The following is a 6,101-nucleotide window of genomic DNA, read 5'->3' as shown; positions in this document are numbered from 1 at the left end:
ACCTCACAGAATTGGCCTGACGGCCAATGCGCCTTGGACCGGGCTTGCTATATGAGGGCCGCACGCTCCAAGGCGCTCGCCCCAAACTGGCCGACTTTTGCTCCGCCACAATGGCCGAATTTTACTCCGCCGTTGACAGGTAAAGTGACTGCAGCCGCCGAACTTCCTGGACGATATCCTTTGCGTCTTCATTGGACTGATCAACGAAGAAGCGACGCTCTAGCCCGTAGAAGTACAGGAACATGTAGCCGGGGTTGTAGGAGGCATCGTTTCGCCCGCTGGCCAACCAGTCGAGGTAGGTCGCCCGGCACTGAGGTGAGATATCCGAGTACCCAGGCCAGTAGGGCATACCTTCTCCAGCTTTGTCGGCTCCAGAGCGCGCGACCGACAGGGACGGATCGATATAGGCTCGGCATTTGTCACGATACCCGTAGGTGTTCAGCAAGGGGGGCGTGCCGACATAGACCATCCCGCCGATGTTGCGGCCTGCCACGCTAGCTGTTTCGCTAGACGGGACCCACCCGCTTTTCGTTGGTCGGGACGATACGCTAGATGCCATTCGCGAGGGCTGATTTCGTTCAGCGGCCGCGGCAAGTGCCGGCGCCGCAGACTTTCCAGCCCGAACGATTTCAGCGTAGTCCTGCTTTGGTGGAGAGTAGGCCTGCACGGCAGCCGGTGCTTGAGACGCATTGGCTTCGCGAATTCGTTCGCGCTCACGCTCGATACGCTTGTCGTAGGCACTTGGGCGCGGCACCGGCTCAGGTCGGGGGGGGGTGGGTTTCGGAACTCCCCTCAGCTTGCGCCTTTGCAGCGACTTTCCGCGATCTCCGTTTTTCTTGCCACCAGACCAGAATGACGGGAACACCAAATGCAAACAGCATCTGGCCACCAACCGGCCAACCCTGAAGCATTATGGTCACCACGACCATGCATAAGAAAAAATACAGGGCGAGAAAGAATGTAATTCGGAAAAACTTGAGTATTGAAGACATTATGGGAACCCTCTCCGAACCACACTATTTTGGATGCCCATCATTGCAACGACTATCGCAATGATTGAATGCGCTTTTGATGCGTAGACGTTCTTCGGTCCGGTTCGATCAACGATCTAGCGCAGGTTCACTCCTTTCAGGTCGTCTGGTTTCAGCCGATAGCGGATTACGTTGCCTTCATGGAGCCCAGCGATCTGCTCACGAACGTAAGCGACAACATCCGCTCGATCAGCATCGGGCACGCCAGCAGCCAAAGCCATCTCATCAACCGCATCGTTTCGGAACTCCTTGAATTCGAGAACGCAACGCCGGACCGCAGCGCGAACGAATTCCCGATAGGCAAGCGCAGCCTTTTCCGGGCTCTCCACCTCAGCGCGAAGAATTCGGTATTTCTCCGCAGACGCCAAGTACGCGTCCATGTAGACCTCACGCAGCAGCGCGACATTGTTCAATTCATAAACCCCGATGAGCCCATCGATATAGTCGCTGTCGTCCATCGTCGTGAACGACATCGGCGCAAGATCCGACTTTAGAAGTGGGATGTTCGAGGCCACGCGCGAAGTTCGCTTGTTAACGTCGGCAAAGGCCTGGAGGTACGGAATGTGCACCAAGAGGAAAAAGGACTGCTCGAACGGATCGGTGATCTGCGCAGCCTTGTGGAGCAGGATGTCGAACTCCTCTGCGATCGTGACCGCATCGTCGAGCGGTCGATAGCTCGAGTGCGAGATCCCGACCGGCATCGCTCGCAATCGGCCCGACATTGCCGGATCCGCCAGGAGTCCGTCTGAGAGCAGCGCATGAATCGCGAACAGATCGGGACGCCGAAGCCCTATCTCATCGAGATTGTCGACGACATACTGGATGGCTTCCTTATGGTTGAGGATCATCAGGGCCTCTTTTCGATCCTTTCCCGCAGCTTCTTCGCCAAACCTGATCAGTCGCTCGGTCTGCAGAATATCGTAGGTGTTGCCCTCCATCCTGGATGATGCCCAGCTAAGATCAACCAGAAGCTGTTCAAGGATCCGGCGCGCGTATGTTCCGGCAGGAATTGCGCCGCCCTGCGGACGGCCGGCCTCCAACAGTCTTTCGCGGTCTGGTGCAGACAGGTACCAGGTCTTTTCTGGGACGTAGGCGTCGAGAAACTCCGGTCGATAGGATACCGGCGCTCGCCGGTTATATGGCATCGACAAATGCGCCCGGACGACCGCGCCCCCGGCAATTCTGTATCCTGTCGCCCTGCCCTTGCCGGATACTTCGAGGCGCCCCTCATCCACCATGCGCTTCAAGAGACGCCATACGGTGGTTTCGCTCACATCCCTTGCAATGCCCTTCCGGATGGCATCGCGTCCGGCACCCGGGTTCTCGCCGACAAAGTCGAGAATGTCTTGATCCGACAAGGCCATGAAACGATATCCCGCAAGTGTGAAACGATTAGGACATTGATACACATACATTTTTTCTCAACGCAAGTTTTCGTTTCACATATTTTGCAACGATTCAGGCGTCAGGACGCAAAAGCCAACTTCATCAGAAAGACGAAACGTTTATCACCTTGAAATTGTGGGTATTTTCTGGCTCTCCGCATGAATCATTGCACTGCAGATGAAACGATAAGCAGGACGACCGAGATTGCGTCAGGCATCGGCAACGGAGACCGGCAACGCGTTACCCAAAATCGACTTGTGAAGCTTCCACCACAACCCCAGCATCCTCCAACTGCTCCCAATCGGGAAGATCGCGCAGGCTCTCCAACCCGAAGGAAACTAGGAACTGCTCGGTGGTGACGAAGGTATAGGGAGCGCCGCGTCGCGGCGACCGCGGCCCAGTCCCGATCAGGTCGCGCGCATGCAGCCGTCCGATCAGGTCACGGCTGATCTCCTTGCCGAAGATATCCTTCAGTGCGTCGCGGGTGATCGGCTGGTGGTAAGCGATGGCGGCCAGGACCGCGACGTCGAATTCGCTCAGGTCCAGCAATTGGTCCCCGATATCTGCCGCCGCGCGGATCGCGGGGGCGTAGGTGGCGCGCGTGCGGAATATCCAGCCGCCAGCGACCCACGCAACTTCAAAAGCCCGCCCCTCCAGCTCGGCGGCGAGGTCCTCGACGAGCAGGTCAACCGAGGCCCCCTGCCCCACGACCCGCGCCAGATCCTCGCGCGGCACCGGCGAGGCAGAGGCAAAGAGCACCGCCTCGATCCGGCGCATCCACTCCCGCCAGCGCAGCTCCGGCGGCAGGTCAGTCAACTCGCGATCCAGTTCGGGGTCAGAGCGATCCTTCGCCATCGCTACACCCCGTAGAGCCGGAACGTATCACGCCCGGTCAGCTCGCGCACCGCGCCGAGGTCGACCAGCCGGTCGCAGAGCCGCCGCGCGGCGCGATCCGGCAAAGGCAAGGCCGAAGGCGCCACGGCATCGTGGGTCAGGAACATCTCGACCGCGTCGCCCGCGCCCTTGGCCCGCAGCTTGGGTGCGACCGCCTTTAGATGTGCCGCTCGACGCGCGAGATCGGCGGAGAGACCCACGGCCTCGACCGCAGATGAGACGAGCGCCCGATGGCAGGCGAGCCTCAAGTCGTCCCCACGCTTGCGCAGGTCAGCGCGTTTCAGGCCCACGGCTAGCAGCGGCACAAGATGATCCCAGCCGAGCGCCTGAGCAAGGGCCGCATCCGCAAGGATCAGAGCCGCCACTTCCGCACGTGGCGCTTCTGTCAACACCGCCTCCAGCACCATAGCGGCGCGGGTCACTGGCCAACCCTTTCCTGCATCAATCCACGCCGCAATCTGGTTCGGCTCGAAGGCTGGCAAAGTTCGGCCCAGAGCCTTGACCGACACCGGCCGTTCAGCCGCGCGCCGCCAGGCCAGGCAGGTTTCGCCTGCCGGTCCGGGAAGATCGCCCGGGCGCAAAAGGTATACGGCGTCGCGCAGCTCCCCTGCCCGCTCCGGGCGTCCCGAAAACGCGACGCAAGCCTCGGCGGCGCGCAGCGCGAGCCGGTCCCGCAACAAGGCTTGGGGCACCTCCGCGCGTCCTAGCACAACATGCAGGTGGTTCAGCGCTGCGCCCGACAAAAACGCAACATCTTCAAGGGTTTCAGCGCGTGCAGAGGTGACCCAGGCGGGCATCCGGGGTAACGTGTCGAGGTCGCTGATGGGATCCGGTCGGGCAAAAGTCATGCCTGCAGCCTACACTGGCGCGGCGCTTTCTTCCAGAAAATAGCGATCTAACCGCCCCATCTTGCCGCCCCCCAATATGTCCAATAAGTTTGCATTATCGGACATGAAAAGATAAGCTTGGCGCCATGTCGGAAAACCACGAGAAATCGCCCTCAGAGCGGCCCATCGGGTCTTCGATCGACGAGGACGACGAGAGAGATCGCCTTGACCGCGAGGCCTTGAGCGTGCCGTCCTCTGTGGCAGGCTCCGGCAGCCTCGATCGGCTGGTCGATACCGCCCGGAACTACGCGCGTGCCGCCGCGTCCGAGAACACGCTGAAAGCTTATGCCAAGGACTGGGCACACTTCGCCCGCTGGTGCCGGATGAAGGGTGCGGAACCGCTGCCACCTTCGGCTGAAATGATCGGACTTTACCTTGCCGATCTCGCCTCCGGGTCGGGCCCCTCCCCTGCCCTGTCGGTCTCTACAATCGACCGGCGCCTCTCGGGCCTTGCCTGGAACTACGCGCAGCGGGGGTTCACCCTCGATCGCAAGAACCGCCACATCGCGACAGTGCTCGCCGGGATCAAGCGCAAACATGCCCGTCCGCCGGTGCAGAAGGAAGCGATCCTGGCCGACGACATCCTTGCGATGGTCGCCACCCTTCCTTTCGACCTGCGCGGGCTGAGGGATCGCGCGATCCTGCTCTTGGGCTACGCTGGCGGCCTCCGCCGCTCAGAGATCGTAAGCCTTGACTGCGGGAAGGACGACACGCCGGACACGGGCGGCTGGATCGAGATCCTCGACAAGGGTGCCCTGCTTGAACTGAACGCCAAAACGGGTTGGCGCGAGGTCGAGATCGGCCGCGGCTCCAGCGATCAGACTTGCCCCGTCCATGCGCTCGAACAATGGCTCCACTTCGCCAAGATCGATTTCGGCCCGGTGTTCGTCGGCACCTCGCGGGACGGCAAGAAGGCACTGGAGACGCGGCTCAACGACAAGCATGTCGCGCGGCTTATCAAGCGATGCGTCCTTGACGCTGGCATCCGCGCGGACCTGCCGGAAAAAGACCGTCTGGCCCTGTTCTCCGGTCATTCGCTGCGCGCGGGTCTGGCCAGCTCTGCTGAGGTCGACGAGCGCTACGTTCAAAAACACCTCGGCCACGCCTCCGCCGAAATGACCCGCCGCTACCAACGCCGCCGCGATCGGTTCCGGGTGAACCTGACGAAGGCTTCCGGTCTCTGATCGCGCGGTCATTCAATCGTTTAATTGCGATACCTTAAATTGCAAACGGCCCGTTTTCATGCCCCTCATAGGCTATGCGCGCGTATCAACCGAGGATCAGCCCCCCCTGCCCCAGTCCGAGGCCCTGCAAACTGTGGGATGCGTCGAAATCCATGAAGAACACGCCTCCGGCGGCAATCGTGCGCGGCCAGTGCTTGCCCGCTTGCTGGAGCGCATTAGCAAGGGCGACACGCTGGTTGTCGTTCGGATCGACCGGCTGGCGCGGTCTCTCTCACATCTGCTGGAGGTGATCGAACGGCTGGAGGCCAAGGGGGCGTTCTTTCGTTCCATTCAGGACCCGATCGACACCGGATCCCCGCAAGGCAAGTTCACGCTTCAGGTTCTGGGCGCCGCGGCCGAGTTTGAGCGGGCGCTGATCCGCGAACGTACCAAGGCGGGGCTGGCGAGTGCCCGTACTAAGGGCCGGGTCGGCGGGAACCCGGGCCTACGCGCCCGCGATCCAGCGGCGCTACGCAAGGTGCGGCTCGCGCGGCAAGACGGCTACATGGAGCGGCTGAACGAGACGGCTCAAGACTGGGTGGGGTCTGCTCCGGCTGAGTGCAGAATGACACCTTAAGCGCCGAGGACGCGTTCTCCATATTCGCGCAGGTTGCCTTTGGGATCGACGTATCGGTACAGGGTGACGGGTTTCACGCCCAGTTCACTGCACAGCTCTGAAA

5 protein-coding genes and 2 pseudogenes are annotated in these 6,101 nt (G+C 61.2%); 2 read left to right on the top strand and 5 right to left on the bottom strand.

Going from position 1 to position 6,101, the window contains the following annotated elements; all coding sequences use genetic code 11:
- Nucleotides 1–121: 121 nt before the first annotated feature.
- From AB9K37_RS00400 to AB9K37_RS00385, 4 genes are all read right to left on the bottom strand, one after another.
- Nucleotides 122–559, bottom strand: coding sequence for a TerB N-terminal domain-containing protein (locus AB9K37_RS00400; protein ID WP_369835094.1), 438 nt, complete (start codon nt 557–559; stop codon nt 122–124).
- Nucleotides 560–1,108: 549 nt separating this feature from the next.
- Nucleotides 1,109–2,395 (bottom strand): Fic family protein, encoded by a 1,287-nt coding sequence (locus tag AB9K37_RS00395; RefSeq protein WP_369835093.1) that lies wholly within the window; start codon nt 2,393–2,395, stop codon nt 1,109–1,111.
- Between the two features lie 262 nt (nt 2,396–2,657).
- Nucleotides 2,658–3,272 (bottom strand): SMC-Scp complex subunit ScpB, encoded by a 615-nt coding sequence (locus tag AB9K37_RS00390; protein ID WP_369835092.1) that lies wholly within the window; start codon nt 3,270–3,272, stop codon nt 2,658–2,660.
- 2 nt (nt 3,273–3,274) lie between these two features.
- Nucleotides 3,275–4,159: a DUF1403 family protein gene (locus AB9K37_RS00385; RefSeq protein ID WP_369835091.1), complete on the bottom strand. Its 885-nt coding sequence runs from the start codon at nt 4,157–4,159 to the stop codon at nt 3,275–3,277.
- Between the two features lie 125 nt (nt 4,160–4,284).
- Here AB9K37_RS00385 and AB9K37_RS00380 point away from each other — a divergent pair, with 125 nt between their 5' ends.
- Together AB9K37_RS00380 and AB9K37_RS00375 are read left to right on the top strand one after the other, a co-directional pair.
- Entirely contained in the window at nt 4,285–5,382 is a 1,098-nt protein-coding gene (locus AB9K37_RS00380) for a tyrosine-type recombinase/integrase (protein ID WP_369835090.1), read from the top strand.
- Nucleotides 5,383–5,440: 58 nt separating this feature from the next.
- A pseudogene (locus AB9K37_RS00375) lies at nt 5,441–5,962 on the top strand (recombinase family protein); the annotation flags it as partial.
- A gap of 32 nt (nt 5,963–5,994) precedes the next feature.
- On the opposite strand, the pseudogene AB9K37_RS00370 reads toward AB9K37_RS00375, so the two are convergent.
- A pseudogene (locus AB9K37_RS00370) lies at nt 5,995–6,101 on the bottom strand (transposon DNA-invertase); the annotation flags it as partial.

Source organism: Donghicola sp. XS_ASV15 (assembly GCF_041224595.1).
Lineage (GTDB): Bacteria > Pseudomonadota > Alphaproteobacteria > Rhodobacterales > Rhodobacteraceae > Donghicola.
Note: the sequence above shows the minus strand (reverse complement) of the source record. Positions and strands in the feature narration are given on the sequence as shown.

Excerpts from the sequence above, each read along its gene's own strand:
- AB9K37_RS00385 (WP_369835091.1), bottom strand. The coding sequence starts at position 4,159 with ATGACTTTTGCCCGACCGGATCCCATCAGCGACCTCGACACGTTACCC.
- AB9K37_RS00390 (WP_369835092.1), bottom strand. The coding sequence starts at position 3,272 with ATGGCGAAGGATCGCTCTGACCCCGAACTGGATCGCGAGTTGACTGAC.
- AB9K37_RS00395 (WP_369835093.1), bottom strand. The coding sequence starts at position 2,395 with ATGGCCTTGTCGGATCAAGACATTCTCGACTTTGTCGGCGAGAACCCG.
- AB9K37_RS00400 (WP_369835094.1), bottom strand. The coding sequence starts at position 559 with ATGGCATCTAGCGTATCGTCCCGACCAACGAAAAGCGGGTGGGTCCCG.
- AB9K37_RS00380 (WP_369835090.1), top strand. The coding sequence starts at position 4,285 with ATGTCGGAAAACCACGAGAAATCGCCCTCAGAGCGGCCCATCGGGTCT.